The following is a 24183-nucleotide window of genomic DNA, read 5'->3' as shown; positions in this document are numbered from 1 at the left end:
CGGTGAGGGAGAGACGGGGGAAGAGGACGGACATGTCGCGACTGCCAGGGTGGCTTGGCCGACTGGGCACGGGTCTGAGCGAGATGGGCGAGCGGCTCGACCAGCGCCGCGCCGAGGCCGAGCGGAAGGACGACGGCATCGAGCCGCCGCTGCCGGACATCGTCCAGGCGCTCCCCGAGGAACTGCCGCCGCACGTCCAACGCCCCGACCCCGCCCACGTCGTGCCGTGGGGGGTGCGGGTCGCGGCCGAGGCCGGCTGGCGGCTGCTGGTGCTGGCGGGCACCGTCTGGGTGCTGATGAAGGTGATCAGCGCGGTCCAACTCGTCGTACTGGCCTTCGTGGTGGCGCTGCTGCTGACGGCGCTGCTGCAGCCCACGGTCGCCCGGCTGCGGCGGAAGGGCGTCCCCCAGGGGCTCGCCACCGCGCTGACCGCCATCCTCGGGTTCGTCATCATCGGCCTGATGGGCTGGTTCGTGACCTGGCAGGTCATGGAGAACATCGACAACCTCTCCGACCAGGTCCAGGACGGCATCGACGACCTGCGCCGCTGGCTGCTCAACAGCCCCTTCCACGTCACCGACAAGCAGATCAACGGCATCGCCCAGAACCTGCGGGACGCCATCGGCGCGAACACCGAGCAGATCACCTCGGCGGGCCTGGAGGGCGTCACCGTCGTCGTCGAGGCGCTCACCGGCATCCTGCTGGCGTTCTTCTCGACGCTGTTCCTGCTCTACGACGGCAAGCGCATCTGGGAGTGGACGCTGAAGCTGGTGCCCGCGGCGGCGCGGCCCGGCGTGGCCGGCGCGGGCCCGCGCGCGTGGGCGACGCTGACGGCGTACGTGCGCGGCACGGTGGTCGTCGCGCTGATCGACGCCATCTTCATCGGCCTCGGCATCTACTTCCTCGACGTGCCCATGGCGGTCCCGCTCGCCGTCTTCATCTTCCTGTTCTCCTTCATCCCGCTCGTCGGCGCGGTCGCCTCCGGCGCGCTGGCGGTGGTGGTGGCGCTGGTGACGCAGGGTGTGTTCACCGCGGTGATGACGCTGGCCGTGGTGCTGGCGGTGCAGCAGATCGAGGGGCACATCCTCCAGCCGTTCATCCTCGGGCGGGCGGTGCGGGTGCATCCGCTGGCGGTGGTCCTCGCGGTGGCCTCCGGCGGGATGGTCGCGGGGATCGGCGGGGCGGTGGTGGCGGTGCCGCTGGTGGCGGTGTCGAACACGGTGGTGTCGTATCTGCACGCGTACTCGCGGGAGGCGGCGGTGCGGACGGCTCCGCGGCCGCGGGGGGCGACGGCCCTGGACGCGGCGCCGGTGAGCCCGCCCGCCTCGGAGGAGTCGTCGTCGTAACGGCGACGGCACAGGCCGGGGGTCCGGGGGCGGAGCCCCGGTACGACGACGGGCCCCGCCCACCACAGGTGAACGGGGCCCGAGGCGCGTGGCGCGGTTACTCGGAGAGAATCGACTCCGCGTCCAGCGTCACGCCGACCGCCTGGATCACCGAGGCGATCTTGAACGCCTCCTGGATGACCTCACGCTCGACGCCGGCCTTGCGCAGCACCTGCTCGTGCGAGTCCAGGCACATCCCGCAGCCGTTGATCGCGGACACGGCGAACGACCACAGCTCGAAGTCGACCTTGTCGACCCCGGGGTTGCCGATGACGTTCATCCGCAGACCGGCCCGCAGGTTGCCGTACTCGTGGTCGGACAGCAGGTGCCGGGTGCGGTAGAAGACGTTGTTCATCGCCATCACCGCGGCGGCGGACTTGGCGGCCGTGTAAGCCTCCGGCGACAGGTTCGCCTTGGCCTCCGGCTCCAGCTCGCGCAGGACGATGGGGGAGCGGGAGGCGATCGCCGTCGCCAGCACCGTGCCCCACAGCTGCTGCGCGGGAAGGTCGGAGTTGCCGATGACCGAGCCCAGGTTGAGCTTGAGGTCCTTGGCGTAGTCCGGGACGCGCGACTTCAGGGTGTCGAGGGACATGTCAGATCACTCCCCGGCCAGCAGCGCGACCGGGTCGAGGGTGTCCTCGCCCTTGGACCAGTTGCAGGGGCACAGCTCGTCGGTCTGCAGGGCGTCCAGGACCCGCAGGACCTCCTTGGGGTTACGGCCGACGGAGCCCGCGGTGACCATCGTGAACTGGATCTCGCGGTTGGGGTCCACGACGAACACGGCGCGCTGCGCGAAGCCGTCCTCGCCCTCGATGCCCAGGTCCCGCATCAGCTCGTGCTTGGAGTCGGCCATCATCGGGAACGGCAGGTCCGTCAGGTCCGGGTGGTCCTTGCGCCAGGCGTGGTGGACGAACTCGGAGTCACCGGAGAAGCCGAGAATCTGCGCGTCGCGGTCGGCGAACTCGTCGTTCAGCTTGCCGAACGCGGCGATCTCGGTCGGGCAGACGAAGGTGAAGTCCTTGGGCCATGCGAAGACCACCAGCCACTTGCCCTCGTAGGACTTGTGGTGGATCTGCTCGAACTCCTTGCCCTTCTCCAGGGAGACACAGGCCGTCAGTTCGAACTCGGGGAACTTGTCACCAACAGTGAGCACACGCTCTCCTTGCAGCGAAGAAGCGTCCGGATCGCGGACGCTTCTCATGGGTTGGACGAGTGCGACTCTGGCACAGGGTGCATTGATTAGAGAAATCGCTACACTCGGTCGGGTTGATCGGAGGTGGCTATCAGTGACCGTGGGTGACCTGAATCCCAAGAGTGCCGGCGTCGGCGTGGGCGTCGGAGCCAAGCGGCGGCTCCCCAGTCTCGCCCAGTTGCGCGCCTTCGCGGCCGTCGCCGACCATCTGCACTTCCGGGACGCGGCCGCCGCCATCGGCATGAGCCAGCCCGCCCTGTCCGGCGCCGTCGCCGCGCTGGAGGAGGCACTCGGCGTGACCCTCCTGGAGCGTACGACGCGCAAGGTACTGCTCTCCCCGGCCGGCGAGCGGCTCGCCGTACGGGCCAGGGCGGTGCTGGCGGAGGTCGGCGCGCTGATGGAGGAGGCCGAGGCGGTACGGGCGCCCTTCACCGGGGCGCTGCGCCTCGGCGTCATCCCCACCGTGGCGCCGTACCTCCTGCCCACCGTCCTGCGCCTGGTCCACGAGCGCTATCCGCGCCTCGACCTCCAGGTCCACGAGGAGCAGACCGCCAGCCTCGTCGACGGGCTGCACACCGGCCGGCTCGACCTGCTGCTCCTCGCCGTGCCCCTCGGCGTCCCCGGCACGGTGGAACTCCCCTTGTTCGACGAGGACTTCGTGCTCGTCACGCCCCTGGGGCATCCGCTCGGCGGCCGGGACGGCATCGCCCGCGAGGCACTCAAGGAGCTGAACCTGCTGCTCCTGGACGAGGGGCACTGCCTGCGCGACCAGGCCCTGGACGTCTGCCGTGAGGCCGGCCAGGAGGGAGCGCCGGTCACCACCACCGCCGCCGGGCTCTCCACGCTCGTCCAGCTCGTCGCCGGCGGCCTGGGCTGCACCCTGCTGCCGCGCACCGCCGTCACGGTCGAGACCAGCCGCAGCACCCAGTTGCGCACCGGCCGCTTCGCCGACCCCGCCCCCACCCGGCGCGTCGCCCTCGCCATGCGCGCGGGCGCCGCGCGCCGGGCCGAGTACACGGAGCTGGCCGACGCCCTGCGCGAGGCGTTGCGGCCGCTGCCCGTACGGGTTCTCGGGGCCGGCGGCTGACCGCTCACACCTGGTCAACCGAGCGCCCGATCCGGTGAATTGAGCGCCCTGCGAGAACCCGAACGGTCAACTTCTCTCACCCTGGGGGCAGCTGGGGAATCCGCCACTGGAACATCCGCCCGCCCTGATACACCTTCCCTCCTCAGTGCTACGCGTCAGGCGTATGTGCGACAGGCCAAGGGGAGTGATGTCGGGCTACGAGCTGCTGGCACGCGAACTGGCCGCGTGCGGGCGTGACGGCTTCACCGGCGAGGTGCGGGTGTCCGGCTCACCCGGCGGCACGGTCCACCTGCGCGGCGGACTGGTCGTCGCCGTCGAGTCGCCGGGCGCTCCGGGACCGGACGCGCTGTTGCTGCGCTCAGGCCGGATCGGCGGCGAGGAGTGGGCCGATCTGGTCCGCGAGTCCGGCGGATCGCGCTGGCCGGCCGCCCAGCTCATCGCCCAGGGCCGCACCGGCGCCGCCCAGCTCCGCGTCGTCTGCGTGATGGCCCTCCAGGACGCCGTGTTCGCGCTCGTCGCGGGCATCGTCGACGACTGCGAGCGCGGCCCCGGCGACGGCAGCCCGCCCGCCGCCATCCCCGTCGGTGAACCGCCCACCCGGCTGCTCCAGGACGCGGCACGCAAGGTCAACGCACTCCTCGCGCTCCCGTGTCCGGTGCGCCCCGAGCGGGAACGCCCCGCGCCAGCCCTGCCGTCGTACGACGCCACCCGGCTCGGCCCGCTGCAACGGGAGCTGCTCCTGCACGCCGACGGCCGCCGCACCTCCCGTGACCTGGCCTTCCTCACCGGGCGCGGGGTGTACACCGTCACCGTGGAGGTGGCCCGGATGCTCGGGGAGGGACTCCTGGAGTGCCCTCGCACACCCGCGCCGATCCCGGTCCGGCTCCCACCCGGCGGACAGCCCGTCCGCCCCCGCGAACCCGCACCGCCCCCGCCCGCACCCGCTCAGGCCCGTCCTCCCGAACCGGCCGCGCTGCCCCGCCGCCGTCCCGGCGCCAGCGGCATCACCGAGGCGATCGGCGGCGAACGCGGCGGGACGGGCTGGAAGGAGTTCTTCCGGCTGCGCAACCCGACCACGAAATAGGCCCCCCGCAGGTACGCGACAGACGACAGACGGTCATATGCGAACACAGACAAGGGAGTTCCACCCATGGACCACCAAGCCCTCGCGCGGGAGATGCGCGGCCTGCGCGAGCAGGTGAGCGGCATCACCGACACCGCGGTCGCGGCGGCCGACGGCCTGCTCATCGCCGCCGACACCGCGGACTCCATCGACCCCGACGGCCTCGCCGCCCTCGCCGCGGCCGGCCTCGGCCTCGCCCGCCGCACCGCCGAGGCCACCTCCCGCGGTTCCCTCGACCGCACGGTGACCTACGGCAGCCACGGCTGCGCCGCGTTCTACGCGGTCGGCGACACCGCGCTCATGGTCGTCCTCGGCGACGAGGGCATGGACGTGGAGCGCCTGCATCGGGCGACCCAGCCGGCCCTGCGCCGCATCGACCTGATCCTCACCGACCGGGCCCCGGAGCCCACCCCGTTCGCGCAGCCCCACAAGGCAGCCGAAGGAGTCTGAAAGGATGGCGACGAAGCGTATGACCCCCGGTTTCTCCGACCAGGTGATGGGCCTGGTCAAGTCGTTGCGCACGGATGCCCCCGACTGCCTCGCCTCGGGCGTCGTCGACATGTCGACCGGCATGCTGCTGTCCTACGAGACCGTCGACAACCACCCGCCGGAGGTCCTCGACCTGCTCGCGGGCGCGACCCTCGACCTGTTCCAGGGCCGGACGGTGGTGATGATCGAGGACGTCTTCAAGGAGCGTCGCGGGAGCACCGGCGACAACCACTTCTTCCAGGAGATCCTCGTCAACAGCGAGAACCTCACCCACCTGTTCGTGAGGATGAACGAGCAGCAGGACGTCGTCGCGGTGGTCGTCTGCCGCAAGTCGGTCAACGTGGGGATGCTGTTCGCCCAGGTGCGGCGCGTGGTGAAGGAGTACAGCCTCTGAGACGGACGACGGCCCCCTCCCCGGGCGGGGAAGGGGCCGTCGCCGGTGCCCACGGGCCGGCGCTCACTCCGTGCGCAGGCCCTCCGGCCGCATCAGCCGCACCAGCGGCGGCAGGCTGAGCAGCGTCACCGCCAGCACGACGGCCGCGCCGATGCCGGTCATGGACAGCACGCTCGCCCAGTCCACGCTCACCGGCGTGTCCGTCATCATCAGCAGCACCGTGCCCAGCGTGATCCCCACCAGCGAGGCCAGCAGCAGGCCCAGCCCGATCGGGATCGCCGTCTGCCACAGCACCGACAGGCTCAGCGTGCGCCGCCGGGTGCCGAAGGCGACCAGCGAGGACAGCAGCTTGCGCCGCTCCCGCAACTGCTCCAGCTGCGACACCAGCAGGCTCGCCCCGATCAGCGCCAGCACACAGGTGGCGCCGACCAGAAGGCCGGTACGGATCTTGTCGAAGGTCTCCGACCGCTCCTCGTCCGTCCACATCGAGGCCTCGCCGATCGGGTCGATCCGCCCGGCCGTGTTCCGCACGTACTCGGCCGCGTCGGCCACCTTGTCGTCGAGCGAGAGGTAGACCTGCACGGACACCGCACGCTCGGACCCCGCGGGCAGCGCGGCGGGCGTCAGCAGAAAGCCGCCGCGCAGCTGCCCCGTCGGGTCGGTGACCGGACGCACCCGCTCGATGCCCGCCGGCACCGTCCAGCCGTACGGGCTGGCCTGGCCGTCGTCGAACCACAGGCGCGTGCCGGGCTTCGACACCGCGGGCGTGGCGGACCCGTAGTCGCCGCCCTCGACAAGGAAGGAGTCGCCGTCGCGGCAGGAGGGGATCGAGGCCACCGAGCGCAGGGTGGCGCAGTCGGCGACGGTGATCTGGGTCAGCTCCTCGGCGTCCCTGCGCCGGTCGTTGACGTAGGCCTCACCGAAGACGTTGACCTTCCGCACCCCCTCGGTCGCGTCGAACGCCGCCGCCGTACCGGCCAGGGCCGTCCCCTTCGGCAGCCACACCTGCATCTGCGCCCGGGAGAGGTCGTTCCCGGTCTCCTCGGTGTACTGGCCCTCCACCCCGGTGAACAGCATCTGCAGGGCGATGGCGCCCGCCACCGCGACCGCGATGCCGTTCACCATGCGGGCGGCCGTCCCGCTGCTCAACTGGAGCCTGCGGATCGCCAGTTGCCAGGCGAGGCCGCCCGCGCCGAGCCGGGCGACGACCGCCTCCACGATCCACGGCAGCAGCGCGGTCACGCCGACGAGCAGCAGCAGCACGCCACCGGAGACCAGGTACTGGTTGAAGTCCCCGTTGCCGCGGCCCTTTCCGATCATCGGGTAGAGCAGCCCGACCCCGGCCAGCGGCACCAGCAGCCGCCACCACAGCCGGCGGCGCGGCGGCTTCGCCGTGCGCACCACGCCGAGCGGCTCGATCACCACGCCCCGCAGCGCGAACAGCGTGACCAGCACGGCGGCGGCCGGGACCGCGACCGCGACCAGCAGGGCCAGCGCGGGGGAGGGGTCCAGATAGCTGGGGAACACGCTCACGTCGAGCAGTTCCATGGACCCGGCGGCCTGCCGTCCGATCAGGAAGAACACCGTGCCGAAGACGAGGCCCACCACGGCGCCGGCCATCGCCTCGCCCGCGGCCATCCTCCGGGTCATCCCGCTGTCGGAGCCCACCAGCCGCAGGGCCGCGAGCCGCCGGTCGCGGCGCTCGCCGCCGAACCGCACGGCGGCGGCGATGAAGACGGCCACCGGCATCAGCAGCACCAGGAAGACCACGAGGGTCAGCAGGACCAGGATGGGGTCCATGCTCTGCGGGGTCGGATCCGGGTCGCCGAACCGGTCGATGCGGGCGATCCGGTAGGTCTCGTCGGTGATCACGAGGTGGTCCACACCCCGGAAGTACGCGAACTCCTGCGAGCCGATCAGTCCAGACTCGCCGATGGTGCCGACGATCCGGTCCGGCAGCCGCTCCCGCAGCAGCTTCCCGTCGTCCGACTCCAGCAGCCGCTTCAGCGCCGGGGAGACCACCATCTCGCCCACACCCGGCAGCCGCGAGAGCCCCGGCGGCACCGGCGCCCGCGGCCCCTCCGGCTGCACCTCACGCCCGCGCACCTCCTTCTCGCGGAAGGTCGTGGGGACGTCGGCGACCAGCAGCGTGGCGTCCGACCTGGGTATCTTCGGGTTGTTGAACGTGACGTCGGTGCGCGCCTCCTCCCGCTCCTGCCGTACGGCCAGAGCGTTGGGGATCGCGGTGGTGAGCAGCAGCAGCGCCACTCCGAGTCCCACGCCGACGGCGGTGAGCAGCATCCGCGCCCACCCCTCCCGCCCGCCGGCGAAGGCGAACCTGGCCCCCATGCCCAGGTCCGACACCCACAGGCGACGTCTCATATCGCCCGCTCCATGTCCCGCGACTTCCCGTCCCGTACGACGATCTCGCGGTCGGAGTAGGCCGCCACCCGGGCCTCGTGCGTCACCAGCACCACGGCGGCGTTGGTCGACCGGGCCGCCTCGGTGAGCAGTTCCATCACGCGTTCGCCGTTGAGGGAGTCCAGCGCGCCGGTCGGCTCGTCGGCGAACACCACCCGGGGGTTCGTGACCAGCGAGCGGGCCACGGCGACGCGCTGCCCCTGGCCGCCGGACACCTCGCCGGGCCGCTTCCTGGCGAGGTCGTCGACCTCCAGCCGCTCCATCCAGGCCAGCGCGGCGCGCTCGGCCTGCTTGCGGGAGGTGCCGTTCAGCCTGAGCGGCAGCGCCACGTTCTCCACGCAGGTCAGCTCCGGCACCAGCTGGCCGAACTGGAACACGAACCCGAACTCCGAGCGCCTGAGGGCGCTGCGCCGGGTGTCGTTCATCGTCGCCAGCTCCTGCCCGTCGTAGAGGATCGAGCCCGAGTCGGGTGTGACGATCCCGGCGAGGCAGTGCAGCAGGGTGGACTTGCCGGACCCGGAGGGGCCCATCACGGCGACGACCTCGCCGGGGTGGATGGAGAACTCGGCGCCGTCCAGCGCCAGGGTCGGCCCGTACGCCTTGCGCAGGTCGTGTGCGGCCAGCAGGGAGCCCGCGGGAGCGTTCACGCGGTCACCGCCTCTCGGAGCTTGTCGAGGCGCGCGGCGGTGAGCTCCAGCCAGCGCAGATCGGCTTCCAGGTGGAACAGGGCGTGGTCGCAGATCAACTGGTCGGCCAGGTCGCCCTTGCGTTTGCGGTCGGTGAGGATCCGCATGCTGCGCAGATGCTCGGAGCGTTGGGCGTCGAGGATCTCGGTGGCGTCGCGCCGGGTGAGCAGGGCCAGGACGACCTTGGTGTAGAGGGTCGACTGGAGGTATTCCTCCGGCTTCTCCGGGGTCGCCAGCCACCGCTGCACGTCGGTGATGCCGGCGTCGGTGATGGCGTAGCGCTTGCGCTCGGGGCCGCCGCCCGCCTCGATGCCGTCGACCTCCACGAGGCCGTTCTTCAGCAGCCGCGACATCGTCGAGTAGACCTGGCCGTAGTGGAGCGGCCGGTCGTGACCGAACTTCTCGTCGAAGGCCCGCTTCAGGTCGTAGCCATGGCGGGGCCCGGACTCCAGGAGTCCGAGGAGCGTGTGACCGATGGACATGGTCAGGACTGTACATGCGGTGTATACCCGCGATGTATACACGGTGTGCGGAGACGGTGGCGCGGTGTGCGAGTGCGCAGGTGGGAAGGGGTTGTCACCGTTTCGCTACAGCGCCGCCGCGGGTGCGCCCCGGGGCGTTCAGGTCGGTGGAGGACCGGGGGGCGGGCTCCCGGGCGGCCGTCCGCGGCGCGGGATCGGCCCGGTGTCGCGCGGCAGCCTCCCGGCCTCGGCGAGGGCGCGGCGCAGCAGGAACTCGATCTGCGCGTTGGCGGACCGCAGTTCGTCCCCGGCCCACCGGGCCAGGGCCTCGTACACCAGCGGGTCCAGCCGCAGCAGCACCTGCTTGCGCTGCTGCGGCCGACGCCGAGGGGACGTCCCCTCTTCGGGCGGGGTCACTGGTAGAGCGTCCCGGTGTTGAGCACGGGCTGGGGCGCCCGGTCCCCGCAGAGCACCACCATCAGGTTGGACACCATCGCCGCCTTGCGCTCCTCGTCGAGTTCCACGATGTCCTGCTCGGCGATCCGCTGGAGCGCCGCCTCCACCATGCCGACCGCGCCGTCCACGATCTCCCGCCGGGCCGCGACCACCGCGCCCGCCTGCTGCCGCTGGAGCATCGCGGAGGCGATCTCCGGGGCGTAGGCGAGGTGGGTGAAGCGGGACTCGATGATCCGCACGCCGGCCGCCTCCACGCGCGCGTGGAGCTCGACGGCGAGCTTCTCGGTGATCTCCTCGGCGTTGCCCCGCAGCGAGAGCTCGCTCTCGTCATGGGCGTCGTAGGGGTACTCGATGGCGATGTGCCGGACGGCGGCCTCGGTCTGGGTGGCGACGAACTCCAGGAAGTCGTCCACCTCGAAGCTGGCCTGGGCGGTGTCCTGCACGTTCCACACCACGACCGCGGCGAGCTCGATCGGGTTGCCGTAGGCGTCGTTCACCTTCAGCACCGAGGTCTCGTGGTTGCGCACCCGGGTGGAGATCCTCTCGCGGGAGGTGAAGGGGTTCACCCAGCGCAGTCCGTCCTCGCGGATCGTCCCCCGGTAGCGGCCGAAGAGCTGCACCACCCGGGCCTCGCCCGGCGCGACCATGTTCAGCCCGCACATCGCTATGAAGGAGGCCAGCGCCACCACGACGCCGCCGACGATCAGCCCGGCCTTGGCGGCGGTCACGGTCATGGCCGCGCCGGCCAGGATCAGCGCGACGCCGGCCAGCAGCCCCAGCAGGCCGGTGAGCAGGGCCAGCCCGCCGCCGACGCTGCGCGCCGGGAACTCGTGCACGCGCGGGGCGGGCATCGCGGGCGCGTCGACGGTGTCCGACGGGCGGACGGCCGACGGGTCTGCCGTGGACGGGTCGTGCGCGGTCATGGGGGTCCCCCGTTTCTCGAACTCAGCTTCGTTCTAGCTAAGTGATATCACTTTACCTCGGGATGGCAACCCTGAACCCCTTTCGCACGTCGAATCCCTTGGAACGGGGGCCGGTTCCAGCGGACGGGGTGCTGATTCTCACCCCCGGCCGGGGCCGGATCGAGGGCCCTTTGTCATAGAGAGCGGTGTTAGCTTTCTGAGCTGACTGCCTCCGGGCACGGGTGTGACAGCCGAGTAGGAAGCGGAGCGAGCGGACTCATGGGACGAGCGGACGACAGACGAGCGCGCCAGCGCGGTGGCCGCCGCGCGGCGCCCAAAAATCGTTCGTCACGGGCGGAGGCACCGCCCACACACAGCAGGCCGGCGTCCCCGGCCGAGGAGACGCCGCCCGCGGCCACCAGCACCGCCACGGCCACCGCCTCCACCGGCGGCCGCGCCGCCGCCCGCCGGGGGGCCAAGAAGGGCGCCAAGGCCGGCAAGGCCGACCGGAGCCTCATACGCCGCATGTTCACGTGGAAGAAGGTGCTCGGCACGTTCCTCGGCGTGTCCCTGCTCACCATCGGCGCGTTCATCGTGCTCTACGTGACCACGCCGATCCCGGACACCGCCAACGCCGAGGCCCAACTGCAGAGCAACGTCTACAAGTTCAGCGACGGCACGCTCCTCGCCCGCGACGGCAAGCTCAACCGCGAGAACGTCGACCTCGCCGACGTCCCCAAGGCCGTCCAGCGCACCTTCGTCGCCGCCGAGAACAAGTCCTTCTACGACGACGCCGGCGTCGACCTGCGCGGCACCGCCCGCGGTGTCCTCAACACCCTCATGGGCAAGGGCGCGCAGGGCGGTTCGACGATCACCCAGCAGTACGTCAAGAACTACTACCTGACCCAGGAACAGACCGTCACGCGCAAGCTGAAAGAGCTGGTCATCTCCCTGAAGCTGGACCAGGAGGAGTCCAAGGAGTACATCCTGGCCGGCTACATCAACACCAGCTACTACGGCCGCGGCGCCTACGGCATCCAGGCCGCCGCCCAGGCCTACTACCGCGTCGACGCCGACAAGCTCACCGTCGCACAGGGCGCCTACCTCGCCGCACTGCTCCAGGCCCCCAGCCAGTACGACTGGTCCTCCGCCACCCCCACCGGCAAGCGGCTGGTCCAGCAGCGCTGGAACTACGTCCTGAACAACATGGTCGAGGAGAAGTGGCTGGGGCAGTCCGAGCGCGCCGGCATGAAGTTCCCGATCCCGAAGGAACCGAAGGCCGCGCCCGGCATGCAGGGCCAGGTCGGCTACCTGGTCGACGCCGCCAACGGCGAGCTGGAGAAGCAGCTCGTCTCCCAGGGCGTCGCGGCGAACGCCAAGGAAGCCGAGGCGATGGTCAACGCCGGCGGCTGGAACATCACGCTCAACATCGACAAGAAGAAGCAGAAGGCGCTGGAAGCCTCCGTCAAGGAGCAGCTCACCGACAAGCTGGACCCGAAGAAGCGCTCGGTCGACGCCGACGTCCAGGCCGGCGCCGCCTCGGTGGACCCGAAGACGGGCGCGGTCGTGGCGATGTACGGCGGCGTGGACTACGTCAAGCACTACGTCAACAACGCCACCCGCGCCGACTACCAGCCCGCCTCCACCTTCAAGCCGGTGATCCTGGCCGCCGCCCTGGACAAGGGCGCCAAGACCCAGGACGGCGACGAGATCACCGCGAACACCGTCTACGACGGCACCAGCAAGCGCCCGGTCAAGGGCAGTGACATCGGCTTCGCCCCCGAGAACGAGGACGAGCGCGACTACGGCGACGTCACCGTCCAGACCGCGATGAACAAGTCCATCAACTCCGTCTTCGCGCAGATGGGCGTCGACGTCGGCATGGACGAGGTGCTCAAGACCGCGAGCGACCTCGGCATGAACACCAAGGACCTGAAGGCGGTGCCCGCCCAGACCCTCGGCACCATGGGCGCGAGCCCCCTGCAGATGGCCGGCGTCTACGCCACCCTCGACAACCACGGCAGGAAGGTCACCCCGACCCTCATCAAGTCGGCGCAGAACAGCGCCCACTCGGTGCAGCCGGCCGACGGCGTCGGCGAGCAGGTCATCGACCGCAAGGCCGCCGACTCGGTCACCTCCGTCCTCACCGGCGTGGTCGACGACGGCACGGCCAAGCTGTCCGTGCGCGACAACCCGCTGCGCAAGGGCCAGAAGGTCGCGGGCAAGACGGGCACCTCCGACTTCAACAGGTCGGCCTGGTTCACCGGTTACACCCCCGACCTGGTCACCTCGGTCGGCCTGTTCGGCGAGTCCGCCAAGCCCCCGCACGCCCAGGTCCCGCTGACCGGCGCGACCAACGGCCTGAAGGGCGACGACGGCCGCGTCAACGGCGGCACCTTCCCGGCCGAGATCTGGGCCGGGTACACCTTCGGCGTCTCCACCAAGGTCAGCAAGTTCGACCTGGAGACCGACCAGGGCGCCGCCGTCCAGCAGCCCCCCTCGCCCAGCCCGTCGCCGTCGCAGTCCGAGGAGCCGTCGCAGGAGCCGAGCAGCGAGCCGCCCACGAGCAGCGCTCCGCCCAAGAGCCCCTCGCCCTCCCAGTCGCCGACCACTCAGGAGCCGTCGGAGTCCCCGACCACCGCGGAGCCGTCGGAGTCGCCGACCACCGAGGAGCCGCCCACCACGGAGGACCCCGCCAACCCGCTCGACCCGCAGCTGGGGAGCGGGACGGGACAGTAGGCGGCGGGAACGGCGGAGGGCGCCCGGTGATCACCACCGGGCGCCCTCCGCCGTCGTCATCCGGTCACTGACCGCCCTTGTTCAGCTCGAACCAGACCACCTTGCCGGTGCTCAGCCGGGTGGCGCCCCACCGGCGGGCCAGCCGGTTCACCAGATACAGCCCGCGGCCGCCCTCGTCCGTGGCCCGCGCCTGCCGCAGCCGCGGCAGCTGCGGCACGTCGTCGCCCACCTCGCAGCGCAGCACGTCCGTGCGCAGCAGCCGCAGCGTCACCGGCCGCGTGGCGTAACGCACCGCGTTGGTGACCACCTCGCTCACCAGCAGCTCGACCGAGTCGGTCAGCTCCTCCAGCCCCCAGCGGGACAGCGCCCGCCGGGCCAGCCGGCGCGCCTGCCCCGGAGCGGCGTCCTCCGGTTCCAGGTACCAGTACGCCACGTCGCTCGGGGCGATCCCGTCGAACCGGGCGGCGAGCAGCGCGATGTCGTCGTCCCGGTCGCCCGGGCCGAGCATGTCGAGCACCTCGTCGCACAGCGCCTCCAGCGGCGGCGGGTGATCCGGCCCGGTGAGCTGCGCGGTCGCCGCGAGCTTCTCCCGCAGCTGCTCTATGCCGGTCGCCACGTCCCGCAGCCGGGACTCCACCAGGCCGTCGGTGTACAGCAGCAGCGTCGCCCCGGCGGGCGCGTCCAGCTGCACCGCCTCGAAGTCGACGCCGCCCACGCCGATCGGCGCGCCCGGCGGCACCCGCAGCACCTCGGCCCGGCCGCCCAGATGCAGCAGGACGGGCGGCGGATGGCCGGCGTTGGCGATGGTGATGCGGTGCGAGACCGGGTCGTACACCGCGTACAGGCAGGTCGCCATGCGGTCGGTGCCCAGGCGCTGGGCCTGCTCGTCGAGGTGGTGCAGCACCTCCTGCGGCGGCAGGTCCAGCCCGGCCAGGGTCTGCGCGGTCGTGCGCAGCTGGCCCATGATGGCCGCGCTGGTCATGGAGTGCCCCATGACGTCGCCCACCACCAGCGCCACCCGGCTGCCCGGCAGCGGGATCGCGTCGTACCAGTCGCCGCCGACCCGCGCGGTCTCCGCGGCCGGCAGATAGCGGGACGCCAGCCGTACGCCCGTGGGGCGCGGCAGGGTCTCCGGGAGCATCGTGCGCTGGAGCTCGTCCGCGATGTACGCCTCACGGTCGTACAGCACGGCCTTGTCGATGCCGAGGGCGCTGTGCGTGGCGAGCTGGGCGGCGACCAGCAGGTCGTCGTTCTCGAACGGCATCCGGTCCGGCCGGCGTATGAACACCGCCGCGCCGATCACCCGGCGCCGGCCCCGCAACGGGGCGAGGATCGCCCGCTGCTGGTCGGGCACCTCCAACTGGCTTTCCGCGCCCAGGAGTTCGGGCAGCGCGGCGAGGGCGGCCGGGGCGTCCGCGAACACCGGGCGCACCCCGCGCAGCACCTCCGCGAGCGCCCCGCCTGGCCGTACCTCGCACAGCTCGGCGATCGCCGCCGACAGTTCGGACAGCTCCGGCGCCTCCGGCGGCGCCGCCAGGGCCGCGAAGCCGCTCTCGGTGTCCCGCTCCTCCGGGATGCGGTCGGTGCGCCGCAGCCGCAGCACCACCCGGTCCGCGACCGTCCGCTCGTCACCGACCGGCAGCGGGTCGCGCAGATAGACGAGGATCGCGTCGGAGAACGTCGGCACGGTCGCCCGGCACAGCCCCATCACGATCTCGTCCAGGTCCAGACCGCGGGCGATCCGCCGGGTCGCGGCGCCCACGAAGCGCAGCCGGTCCCCGTCCCGCCGCATCGGCGTGGGCCGGCCGGGCGCCGGGATCTGCCCGGTGCGGCGCTCCCGGCCGTCGGCCGCCTGCTCCAGCACCCGGTCGTAACCCATGTCCGCGGCGCGTTCGGCTACCCGGTCGGTCCGCGGGTCGGCCCGGGCGCCGGGCTGGACCGGGATGGACTCGGGCGCGGGGCGCGGCCGGTGGGTGTCCGACTCGGCGGTCGCCGGCTGGGAGTGCTCGGGCTCGGAACCGGCCGGATCTTGCCCCATGATGCCCTTGCTCCCCCTGATCGCTTTGCTCCCTTTGCTCCCCTTGCCTCCCCGACCCGCCGGACCCGCCGGGCTGCCCGGCCGGTCCGGCGCCGGGTCGCCCGGCGCTGCGGAGGTCGGTCCGGTGGCGTCCTCCGGCGCGTGCGCCGGGGTACGGGGGAGCGCCCCACGGGACTCCGTGGGGTCCACGCCCTGGGGGCGTTCGAACGAGGTGGGCTGCTCCGTCACGCGTGTCGAATCCGTCCGTCCGGGGCTGCGTGCCGCGCACGCAGTCGGTCCCGCAGGAATCCCGATACCCGGAATACGTGTCCCCGGAACGGATTTCCCGCGTGGTCAGAGGCTGTTCCCGTGCCGCCGGTGGACCGTGCGCGGCCCCCGGGGCCTCTCCCGGGGCGTGTTCCGGACGTCCCGTCCGCCCCGCCGGTGCCGCCCTCGTACCCCTCGCTCACGTCCTGCCGCCCCTCGGTGACGTTCGGTCAGACCCGGCACGTGCTCCGGGAGTTGCTGTTGCGCATCCTTGCGGAGGACGATCCTACGTTTGCTGCCCGGGGGCACATCAAGGGTCTCATGTGGACAGGTGCGCGGGCGTGCGGTCCCAGTCCTCCGGCAGCAACGGTACGGCCCAGGACGGGTCGGGGCGCCAGTGCTGCCAGCCGTCCGCGAACGGGGACGCCCACGCCGAGATCTCCGCCACCGCCGAACGGCCCGCCTCCCGCACCCGCTCGGCCACTTGAGCGCCCATCAGGCCGTCCGCCTGCGCCTGCGCGAACTCGTCCTCGTCGCACCAGCCCCAACTGCGGTCCGGGTACACACAGATGTCCAGGAAGTGGTCCTCGGAGTCCACCCCGCCCTCCCAACGGGCCAGCGGCTCCTCGAGGTTGACGTACCAGTTCTTGAACTTCCAGCCCGGCTCCCAGAACAGCCACACCGACCACGGCTCGCCGGGCCGGGCCAGCTTCAGCACCCCGGTGCCGAACCAGCGGTCGCGCACCACACCGCGCGGCTTGGTGTAGCGGGTGGCCAGCGGCTCCCGGTGCAGCGGGGTGCCGTCCGCGAGCACCGGCTTCACGCACTGGGTGCCGGGCGCCATCCACACGGCGAGCAGCTCCGCGTCGTCGCGCACCACCGTGACGGGACGGGCGATGTGGATGCGCGCGCCGCCGTTCTCGCGGTAACGCCACAGGATCTGGTCCCCGGGCTCCCAGTGGACCGCCGCACCGCCCGTTCCCACGCTTCTCACCGCTCCGCCGTCTGCCATGGAGAGATATTAGGTGCCCCGGGCACCCGACGCTGCGGTTCCTGTCACGGTTCGCCCGTCAGCGGCGAAAGGTCACGGGCGCGTCATCCGCAGGACATCCAGCGCCTCGTCGAGCTGCTGGAGCGTCAGGTCGCCCCGCTCCACATAGCCGCCGTCGAGCACCGCCTCCCGGATCGTCTTCCGCTCCGCCAGCGCCTTCTTGGCGACCTTCGCGGCCTCCTCGTACCCGATGTACTTGTTGAGCGGAGTCACCACGGACGGCGAGGACTCCGCGTACTCGCGGGCGCGTTCGCGGTGCGCGACGATGCCGTCCACGGTCCGGTCGGCGAGCAGCCGCGAGGCGTTGGCCAGCAGCCGCACCGACTCCAGGACGTTCTTGGCGATCACCGGGAGCATCACGTTGAGCTCGAAGTTGCCGGCCGCCCCCGCGGTCGCGACGGTGGCGTCGTTGCCGACGACCTGCGCGGCCACCATCAGCACCGCCTCCGGGATCACCGGGTTCACCTTGCCCGGCATGATCGAGGAGCCGGGCTGGAGGTCGGGGAGGCTGATCTCCGCCAGCCCGGTCATCGGCCCCGACGCCATCCAGCGCAGATCGTTGGCGATCTTCGTCAGGCCCACCGCGACGGTCCTCAGCTGCCCGCTCGTCTCGACGATGCCGTCCCTCGCGCCCTGCGCCTCGAAGTGGTCGCGGGCCTCCGTCAGCGGCAGTCCGGTGACCCGGGCGACCTCCTCGATCACGGCCGCGGAGAAGCCCGGCGGGGTGTTGATGCCGGTGCCGACGGCGGTGCCGCCCAGCGGCAGCTCGGCCAGCCGGGGGAGGGAGGCCCGCAGCCGCTCCACTCCGTAGCGCACCTGCGCGGCGTACCCGCCGAACTCCTGCCCCAGCGTCACCGGGGTGGCGTCCATCAGATGCGTGCGCCCCGACTTCACCACGTCGGCGAACTCCTCCGCCTTGCGGCCGAGGGCCTCGGCGAGGTGCTCCAGGGCCGGGATCAGGTCCCGGGTGACGGCGGCGGTCGCGGCGATGTGGATCGACGACGGGAACACGTCGTTGGAGGACTGCGAGGCGTTGACGTGGTCGTTCGGGTGCACGTCCCGGCCCAGCCGTTCGGTCGCCAGGGTCGCGATCACCTCGTTGGCGTTCATGTTGGACGAGGTGCCCGAGCCGGTCTGGAACACGTCGACGGGGAAGTGCTCGTCCCAGTCGCCCGCGGCGACCTCCCCGGCCGCGTCCTGGACCGCCTGCGCGACGTCCTTGTCCAGGACCCCCAGCTCGGCGTTGACCTTGGCCGCCGCCTGCTTGATCCGGGCGAGCGCCTCGATGTGCGCGCGCTCGATGCGCTGCCCGGAGACGGGGAAGTTCTCCACCGCGCGCTGCGTCTGCGCCCGCCACTTCGCGTGCGCGGGGACGCGGACCTCGCCCATGGAGTCGTGTTCGATGCGGTAGTCGCTCATGCCTGGTACAGCGATCGAAACGCCGGTGATGTTCCTGCCGCCCGGTGAACGTCCCGGGACGGCCCCGCGCGCATCCTGTGCCCCACGCCTCAGCGAGGCCCGCCCGGGCCGGCTACAGGCCTCACCCGGCTCGCACCGGCGAACGGACGCCCGCCCCTGGCGCGACCAGGGGCGGGCGTCCGTTCAGCGGATCACGCCAGGCCGGGACCGCGCACCGGGATCGAGGTGAACGTCGGGGCGGGGGCGGGGTCCTTGAAGAAGTCGTTGCCCTTGTCGTCGACGACGATGAACGCCGGGAAGTCCTCGACCTCGATCTTCCACACGGCCTCCATGCCGAGCTCCTCGTACTCGACGACCTCGACCTTCTTGATGCAGTCCTGCGCGAGCCGGGCGGCGGGACCGCCGATCGAGCCGAGGTAGAAGCCGCCGTGCGCGCCGCACGCGTCGGTGACCTGCTGCGAGCGGTTGCCCTTGGCCAGCATCACCTTGGAGCCGCCGGCCGCCTGGAACTGCTCGACGTAGGAGTCCATGCGCCCGGCCGTCGTCGGACCGAACGAGCCCGACGCGTAGCCCTCGGGCGTCTTGGCCGGGCCCGCGTAATACACCGGGTGGTCCTTCAGGTACTGCGGCATCTCCTCGCCCGCGTCAAGGCGCTCCTTGATCTTGGCGTGCGCGATGTCGCGGGCCACGACCAGCGGGCCGGTCAGCGACAGCCGGGTCTTCACCGGGTACTTCGTCAGCTCGGCGAGGATGTCGTCCATCGGCTGGTTCAGGTCGATCTTCACGACGTCCGACGACTCGTCGAGGTGCTCGTCGGTGGTGTCCGGCAGGAACCGCGCCGGGTCGGTCTCCAGCTGCTCCAGGAAGACGCCCTCGGCGGTGATCTTCGCGACGGCCTGGCGGTCGGCCGAGCAGGAGACGGCGATCGCGACCGGGCAGGACGCGCCGTGCCGGGGCAGCCGCACCACGCGCACGTCGTGGCAGAAGTACTTGCCGCCGAACTGCGCGCCGATCCCGATCTTCTGCGTCAGCTCGAAGACCTTCTCCTCCAGCTCCTTGTCCCGGAACCCGTGCCCGAGCGGCGAGCCCTCGGCCGGGATCTCGTCCAGGTAGTGCGCGGAGGCGTACTTCGCGGTCTTCAGCGCGTACTCCGCGCTGGTGCCGCCGACGACGATCGCCAGGTGGTACGGCGGGCAGGCGGCCGTGCCCAGCGAACGGATCTTCTCCTCCAGGAACTTCATCATGGAGGCCTCGTTCAGGACGGCCTTCGTCTCCTGGTAGAGGAACGACTTGTTGGCGGAGCCGCCGCCCTTGGCCATGAACAAGAACTTGTACGCGCCGCCGTCGGTGGCGTACAGCTCGATCTGCGCCGGGAGGTTGGAGCCGGTGTTCTTCTCCTCCCACATGGTGAGCGGAGCCATCTGCGAGTAGCGCAGGTTGAGGTTCAGGTAGGCGTCGTAGATGCCGCGGCTCAGGGCCGCCTCGTCGCCGCCCTCGGTCAGCACGTTCTGGCCGCGCTTGCCCATCACGATCGCCGTGCCGGTGTCCTGGCACATCGGCAGCACGCCGGCGGCCGCGATGTTCGCGTTCTTCAGCAGGTCCAGCGCCACGAACTTGTCGTTGGCCGACGCCTCGGGGTCGTCGATGATCCGCCGCAGCTGGGCGAGGTGGGCCGGGCGCAGGTAGTGCTGGATGTCGTGGATCGCCTCGGCGGCGAGCTTGCGCAGCGCCTCCGGCTCCACCTTGAGGAAGGTCCGCCCGTCGGCCTCGAAGGTGGAGACACCCTCGGAGGTCACCAGCCGGTACGGGGTGGTGTCCTCTCCCATGGGGAGCAGATCGGTGTACTCGAACTCAGGCATCTCGCCCATTCCTCACTCGACAGACAGCGCGGCTGACCTCCGTTGGCAGCGCCCACCAGCGTAGAACCTGCCCGGAGGGGCGGGGCTTGTGAGGTAAGGCTCAGTTCGGCGGCCGGCTCCGTCCGGCGGGCCCGTCCGCGGCACACGATCGGGGGACTATCGCGATCTATCGTGTTTGGGTACGCTGCTGCCGTGGACCTTCAGAAGCAGACCGCCCCCGCTGCCGCCGCCGAGCTGCGCGCCTCGGACGCCGACCGCGACCGTATCGCCGACATCCTGCGCGACGCCCTCGCCGAGGGCCGGCTCACCGCCGATGAGCACGCCGAACGCGTCGAGGGCGTCCTCGGCGCCAAGACGGTCGGCGAACTGGACGTCTACATACGGGACCTGCCCGCCGCTCACCAGCGGCACGCCCCGCCCCACGCGTCCGCGCCCAACCGCCCGCCGGCCGGCGCGATCCCCGCCGACCCGGACGACAACCTGGTCGCGATCTTCAGCGCGAACGTCCGCAAGGGCCGCTGGCGCGCGGGCCGCCGCATCCATGCCTACGCGATCTTCGGCAGCGTCGAGATCGACCTCAGCGAGGCCCTGTTCGAGTACCGGCAGGTCGTCATCAAGGCCATCTCCGTCTTCGGCAGCGTCGAGGTCCACGTCCCGGAGAACGTCTCGCTGCGCGGCACCGGCGGCGGCGTCCTCGGCCACTTCGAGGTGGAGACTCTCGACTCGCCCGAGCCGGACGCCCCGGTGGTCTACGTCGACGGATGGGCGGTCCTCGGCAACATCGAGGGCCGGCCGAAACGCGGGCGGCTCGTCGCGGACATCCTGGACCGCGTCCATCGCAAGGTCGACAAAAGCTTGCGCAAACACCTCGACCGGTGACGCCGGTCGAAGCGGCTTTGCCTGGCGGCGACTGGGAACCCTGTGCATAGGCGCGCGCACAGCGGGTAGGGCTTGCTGCGTCGTCTCTCGCTCGCGAAGCCGTCGTCAGGAGTAGACCGTGCTGCAACCGCCGCATTCGTCCTTGCAGGTAGCCGCCGTGCCGGCCCAGCGGGTGTCAGCGCGCGACAGGGACCAAGACGCTCCATGGCACACCGAGGCGGTGTGCCGGCGCGACGAGGCGGGGCTGTTCTTCGCCCCGTCGAAGGAGCCGACCGCCGCCCGGCTCTCGCGCGAGGAGGCGGCCAAGCGGGTCTGCGCCCGGTGCCCCGTGATGGTGGAGTGCCGCGAGCACGCCCTGCTGCAGCCCGAGCCGTACGGCGTCTGGGGCGGCCTCACCGCCGCCGAACGCCGCGTGGTCCTGGCCCGGCGCCGCCGCCGCGACCTCGACCTGAAGGCCGCGCACACCACGGGCCGCATAGCCGCGGCAGGCTGACGCGAAAAGGGCGCCCCCTCCGCACCGGGGGCGCCCTTCTCGATTCCGGACCCGGGGGTTCCTTGGCGGGACGCGGGCTTCCAGGGGCGCGGGGCGGTATCGATCTGCGGCGCCGCCGCGTGGGCGCGACCAGCCACAGCGATCCCGCACGCGCACGACGGCCCGCAGACCCCCCGAACAGCCCGCTCGGCTACTTCGCGCGGTCGAAGTCGATCGCCGAGTACGCCCGCAGCTTGCTCAGCCGGTGCTCGGAGTCGATCCGCCGGACCGTGCCCGACTTGGAGCGCATCACGATCGAGTCGGTCGTGGCCGTCTCCGCCCGGTACCGCACCCCCCGCAGCAGCTCACCGTCGGTGATGCCGGTGGCGACGAAGAACACGTTCTCGCCCTGGACGAGGTCCTCGGTCGTCAGCACCCGGTCCAGGTCGTGCCCGGCGTCGATCGCCCGCTGCCGCTCCTCGTCGTCCTTGGGCCACAGCTTGCCCTGGATGGTGCCGCCCAGGCACTTCACGGCACAGGCCGAGATGATGCCCTCGGGCGTACCGCCCACGCCGAGCAACAGGTCGATGCCGGTGCCCTCGCGCAGCGCCAGGATGGAGCCGGCCACATCGCCGTCGGAGATCAGCTTGATGCGGGCCCCGGTCGCCCGGATCTCCTCTATGAGGCCCTGGTGCCGCGGCCGGTCCAGGATGACGACGGTGACGTCCTCGGGCGTGCCCCGCTTGGCCTTCGCGACCCGGCGGATGTTCACCGAGACCGGCGCGTCGATGTCCACGAAGTCGGCGGCCTCGGGGCCGGTGACCAGCTTGTCCATGTAGAACACGGCGGACGGGTCGAACATGGCCCCGCGCTCGGTGGCGGCGAGGACGGCGATCGCGTTCGGCATGCCCTTGGCCGTCAGCGTGGTGCCGTCGATCGGGTCGACGGCGATGTCCACCTCGGGCCCGGTCCCGTCACCGACGCGCTCGCCGTTGAAGAGCATCGGCGCCTCGTCCTTCTCGCCCTCGCCGATGACGACCACGCCGTTCATCGACACCGTGGAGACGAGGGTCCGCATGGCGCGTACCGCGGCGCCGTCGGCGCCGTTCTTGTCGCCGCGCCCCACCCAGCGGCCCGCGGCCATCGCGGCGGCTTCGGTCACGCGGACGAGTTCGAGGGCGAGGTTGCGGTCGGGCGCCTCGGAGGGAACGTCCAGCTCGGACGGGAGATGATGATGCTCGGTCATCGATCGCACCTTTCTGATACGGCGACGGCCGTATGAGGGTTCGAAACCTGACTCTATCGCCAGTCCGACAAAATGAGCAGGGGACCCCACGGATGAGCGGCCCGGGCACCTGCGACGATAGGGGGCGTGGCAGGTAGGAAAGGCAAGACGCAGACGGTCCGGGACATGGTGCTCTCCCTGGGTCTGATCATGGTCGCCGGCTTGGTGATGTACATGTTCGTCCCGCACGACGACACCCCGCCTGAGACCAAGGCGGTCGACTACCGCGTGGAGCTCCTCACCGCCCGCCGCGCGGCCTCGTACCCGGTCGCGGCGCCCGAGGGGCTGCCGGCGACGTGGAAGGCGACGTCGGTGCGGTTCCGGGGCGATCAGTTCGACGCCTGGCACCTGGGCTTCCACACGCCGGACGGGGAGTACGTGCAGATCGAGCAGTCGACCGAGAAGCGCTCCACGTTCGTCGAGAAGGCGACGCAGAACGCCCGCCGGACGGACAAGACGGAGCAGCTGGCGGGCCGGACCTGGGTCCGCTACGCCGACGGCCGCTACAACGCGCTGGTGCAGGAGGGCGCGGACGGCTCGACGACGGTGGTGGCCGGCACCGCGTCGTGGGCCGGTCTGGCACAGATGGCCCAGGCCCTGAAGACGGCGTGAGCGGCCTGGTGGCCCGACGTTGAAGCGGGTGAGCGGCCAGGCGGCCCAGGCGCTGACGGCGGCGTGAGCTGCCCGGTGGTCCGGTGCTGACGCCGGTGAGCGGCCGGGTGCCCCAGGCGCTGAGGGCAACGTGAGTGGTCCCGTTGCCCGGCGCTGAAGACGGCGAGCGGTCAGGCGGCCCAGGCGCCGAAGGCGGCGTGAGCGTGCGGCGGCCGAGGTGCGCCGCCCCCCCCGACGCGAGACAGGCCCCCGGCGATCATCGCCGGGGGCCTGCGTCATGCGGTTGGCGCTCAGACGGTGGTGACCACGTCGTCGTAGGCCAGGCGCGGGGAGCGCGGGTAGGACGCGTTCTCGGCCGGCTTGCCGATGTTGACGACCATCAGCGGGGTGTGGTCGTCGTCCAGGAACTCCTTGCGGACGCCCTCGAAGTCGAAGCCGGTCATCGGGCCGGCGGCGAGACCCGCGGCGCGGACGCCGACGATGAAGTACGCGGCCTGGAGGGCGGCGTTCACCGTGGCGGAGCCCTCGCGGGCGGTGCGCTCGGCGAAGAAGAGGTCCTTGGCCTGCGGGAACGCCGGGAACAGGGTCGGCAGCTCCTCGTGGAACTCGTTGTCGGCGGAGAGGATCGCGACCAGCGGCGCGGCGGCGGTCTTGGCCTGGTTGCCCTCGGCCATGTGCTGCACCAGGCGCTCGCGGGCCTCGGGGGAGCGGACCAGCGTGATGCGCAGCGGGGTCTGGTTGAAGGCGGTCGGGCCGTACTTGACCAGGTCGTAGATCGCCTGCACCTGCTCGTCGGTGACCTGCTCGTCGGTGAACGCGTTCGCGGTGTGGGCCTCGCGGAACAGCAGGTCCTGGGCGGCGGGGTCAAGAACGAAAGACATGCGGGAACTTCCTCCAATGCGCGTCCCGATCCGAGGGCACCGGACCGGCTGACAGGAAGACCGTACGCCAAAGAAGTTCAACGTTCAACAAGGCGGGGATGTGAGG

The 24183-nt window shown here is 71.6% G+C and carries 22 protein-coding genes; 9 read left to right on the top strand and 13 right to left on the bottom strand.

Annotated features, from left to right (window positions below):
* The first annotated feature begins 32 nt into the window (after window positions 1–32).
* A complete protein-coding gene (locus ACFYXA_RS18940) occupies window positions 33–1346 on the top strand; it encodes an AI-2E family transporter (protein ID WP_352246765.1) in 1314 nt (437 codons plus the stop codon).
* 97 nt (window positions 1347–1443) lie between these two features.
* On the opposite strand, the gene ACFYXA_RS18935 is transcribed toward ACFYXA_RS18940, so the two are convergent.
* Both ACFYXA_RS18935 and ACFYXA_RS18930 read right to left on the bottom strand, forming a co-directional pair.
* Window positions 1444–1977: an alkyl hydroperoxide reductase gene (locus tag ACFYXA_RS18935; protein WP_130441544.1), complete on the bottom strand. Its 534-nt coding sequence runs from the start codon at window positions 1975–1977 to the stop codon at window positions 1444–1446.
* Between the two features lie 6 nt (window positions 1978–1983).
* Window positions 1984–2538, bottom strand: a complete 555-nt coding sequence (locus tag ACFYXA_RS18930; RefSeq protein WP_023547062.1) for a peroxiredoxin — start codon at window positions 2536–2538, stop codon at window positions 1984–1986.
* 133 nt (window positions 2539–2671) lie between these two features.
* Here ACFYXA_RS18930 and ACFYXA_RS18925 point away from each other — a divergent pair, with 133 nt between their 5' ends.
* From ACFYXA_RS18925 to ACFYXA_RS18910, 4 genes are all read left to right on the top strand, one after another.
* On the top strand, window positions 2672–3664 hold the full coding sequence (locus ACFYXA_RS18925; protein ID WP_389034097.1) for a LysR substrate-binding domain-containing protein: 993 nt from the start codon (window positions 2672–2674) through the stop codon (window positions 3662–3664).
* 187 nt (window positions 3665–3851) lie between these two features.
* Window positions 3852–4748 carry a MarR family transcriptional regulator gene (locus ACFYXA_RS18920; protein WP_389034094.1) on the top strand — a complete coding sequence of 299 codons (897 nt, stop codon included), beginning with the start codon at window positions 3852–3854 and terminating at the stop codon, window positions 4746–4748.
* Window positions 4749–4814: 66 nt separating this feature from the next.
* A complete protein-coding gene (locus tag ACFYXA_RS18915; protein WP_352246761.1) occupies window positions 4815–5237 on the top strand; it encodes a roadblock/LC7 domain-containing protein in 423 nt (140 codons plus the stop codon).
* A gap of 4 nt (window positions 5238–5241) precedes the next feature.
* Window positions 5242–5670 carry a hypothetical protein gene (locus ACFYXA_RS18910; RefSeq protein WP_351097839.1) on the top strand — a complete coding sequence of 143 codons (429 nt, stop codon included), beginning with the start codon at window positions 5242–5244 and terminating at the stop codon, window positions 5668–5670.
* Between the two features lie 63 nt (window positions 5671–5733).
* On the opposite strand, the gene ACFYXA_RS18905 is transcribed toward ACFYXA_RS18910, so the two are convergent.
* The 5 genes from ACFYXA_RS18905 to ACFYXA_RS18885 all read right to left on the bottom strand — a co-directional run bounded on the left by ACFYXA_RS18905 (window position 5734) and on the right by ACFYXA_RS18885 (window position 10617).
* The gene (locus tag ACFYXA_RS18905; RefSeq protein WP_352246759.1) at window positions 5734–8052 is read right to left on the bottom strand and encodes an FtsX-like permease family protein; all 2319 of its coding nucleotides are present in this window, start codon (window positions 8050–8052) and stop codon (window positions 5734–5736) included.
* The gene (locus tag ACFYXA_RS18900; RefSeq protein WP_351097844.1) at window positions 8049–8738 is read right to left on the bottom strand and encodes an ABC transporter ATP-binding protein; all 690 of its coding nucleotides are present in this window, start codon (window positions 8736–8738) and stop codon (window positions 8049–8051) included. The genes ACFYXA_RS18905 and ACFYXA_RS18900 overlap by 4 nt, the downstream gene beginning before the upstream one ends.
* Entirely contained in the window at window positions 8735–9259 is a 525-nt protein-coding gene (locus ACFYXA_RS18895; RefSeq protein WP_352246757.1) for a PadR family transcriptional regulator, read from the bottom strand. The genes ACFYXA_RS18900 and ACFYXA_RS18895 overlap by 4 nt, the downstream gene beginning before the upstream one ends.
* 138 nt (window positions 9260–9397) lie before the next feature.
* Complete coding sequence (locus ACFYXA_RS18890) at window positions 9398–9655, bottom strand: hypothetical protein (RefSeq protein ID WP_352246756.1); 258 nt, start codon at window positions 9653–9655, stop codon at window positions 9398–9400.
* Window positions 9652–10617 carry an SPFH domain-containing protein gene (locus ACFYXA_RS18885; protein ID WP_389034086.1) on the bottom strand — a complete coding sequence of 322 codons (966 nt, stop codon included), beginning with the start codon at window positions 10615–10617 and terminating at the stop codon, window positions 9652–9654. The genes ACFYXA_RS18890 and ACFYXA_RS18885 overlap by 4 nt, the downstream gene beginning before the upstream one ends.
* Window positions 10618–10875: 258 nt before the next feature.
* Between ACFYXA_RS18885 and ACFYXA_RS18880 the strand changes: the two genes are divergently transcribed.
* Complete coding sequence (locus tag ACFYXA_RS18880) at window positions 10876–13335, top strand: transglycosylase domain-containing protein (RefSeq protein ID WP_389034083.1); 2460 nt, start codon at window positions 10876–10878, stop codon at window positions 13333–13335.
* A gap of 64 nt (window positions 13336–13399) precedes the next feature.
* Here the strand turns inward: ACFYXA_RS18880 and ACFYXA_RS18875 are convergent, their stop codons facing one another.
* The 4 genes from ACFYXA_RS18875 to ACFYXA_RS18860 all read right to left on the bottom strand — a co-directional run bounded on the left by ACFYXA_RS18875 (window position 13400) and on the right by ACFYXA_RS18860 (window position 19948).
* A complete protein-coding gene (locus ACFYXA_RS18875; protein ID WP_389034080.1) occupies window positions 13400–15601 on the bottom strand; it encodes a SpoIIE family protein phosphatase in 2202 nt (733 codons plus the stop codon).
* A 337-nt stretch (window positions 15602–15938) separates the two neighbouring features.
* Complete coding sequence (locus ACFYXA_RS18870) at window positions 15939–16631, bottom strand: DUF402 domain-containing protein (RefSeq protein WP_352246752.1); 693 nt, start codon at window positions 16629–16631, stop codon at window positions 15939–15941.
* 72 nt (window positions 16632–16703) lie between these two features.
* A complete protein-coding gene (locus ACFYXA_RS18865) occupies window positions 16704–18089 on the bottom strand; it encodes a class II fumarate hydratase (protein WP_352246751.1) in 1386 nt (461 codons plus the stop codon).
* A 191-nt stretch (window positions 18090–18280) separates the two neighbouring features.
* Window positions 18281–19948, bottom strand: coding sequence for a fumarate hydratase (locus ACFYXA_RS18860; RefSeq protein ID WP_351097858.1), 1668 nt, complete (start codon window positions 19946–19948; stop codon window positions 18281–18283).
* 192 nt (window positions 19949–20140) lie between these two features.
* Here ACFYXA_RS18860 and ACFYXA_RS18855 point away from each other — a divergent pair, with 192 nt between their 5' ends.
* Complete coding sequence (locus ACFYXA_RS18855) at window positions 20141–20827, top strand: DUF1707 domain-containing protein (RefSeq protein ID WP_351097860.1); 687 nt, start codon at window positions 20141–20143, stop codon at window positions 20825–20827.
* Window positions 20828–20945: 118 nt separating this feature from the next.
* Window positions 20946–21320 (top strand): WhiB family transcriptional regulator, encoded by a 375-nt coding sequence (locus ACFYXA_RS18850; protein WP_130441576.1) that lies wholly within the window; start codon window positions 20946–20948, stop codon window positions 21318–21320.
* Window positions 21321–21510: 190 nt separating this feature from the next.
* Here ACFYXA_RS18850 and glpX read toward each other — a convergent pair whose 3' ends face one another.
* Window positions 21511–22545 (bottom strand): class II fructose-bisphosphatase, encoded by a 1035-nt coding sequence (gene glpX, locus ACFYXA_RS18845; protein WP_130441578.1) that lies wholly within the window; start codon window positions 22543–22545, stop codon window positions 21511–21513.
* A gap of 126 nt (window positions 22546–22671) precedes the next feature.
* Between glpX and ACFYXA_RS18840 the strand changes: the two genes are divergently transcribed.
* The gene (locus tag ACFYXA_RS18840; protein WP_389034071.1) at window positions 22672–23196 is read left to right on the top strand and encodes a DUF4245 domain-containing protein; all 525 of its coding nucleotides are present in this window, start codon (window positions 22672–22674) and stop codon (window positions 23194–23196) included.
* 290 nt (window positions 23197–23486) lie between these two features.
* Here the strand turns inward: ACFYXA_RS18840 and ACFYXA_RS18835 are convergent, their stop codons facing one another.
* Window positions 23487–24077: a malonic semialdehyde reductase gene (locus tag ACFYXA_RS18835; protein WP_130441582.1), complete on the bottom strand. Its 591-nt coding sequence runs from the start codon at window positions 24075–24077 to the stop codon at window positions 23487–23489.
* Between the last annotated feature and the right edge of the window lie 106 nt (window positions 24078–24183).

The sequence above is a fragment of the Streptomyces sp. NPDC002566 genome (assembly GCF_042889585.1).
GTDB lineage: Bacteria > Actinomycetota > Actinomycetes > Streptomycetales > Streptomycetaceae > Streptomyces.
This window is presented reverse-complemented; position numbering and strand designations above follow the sequence as displayed.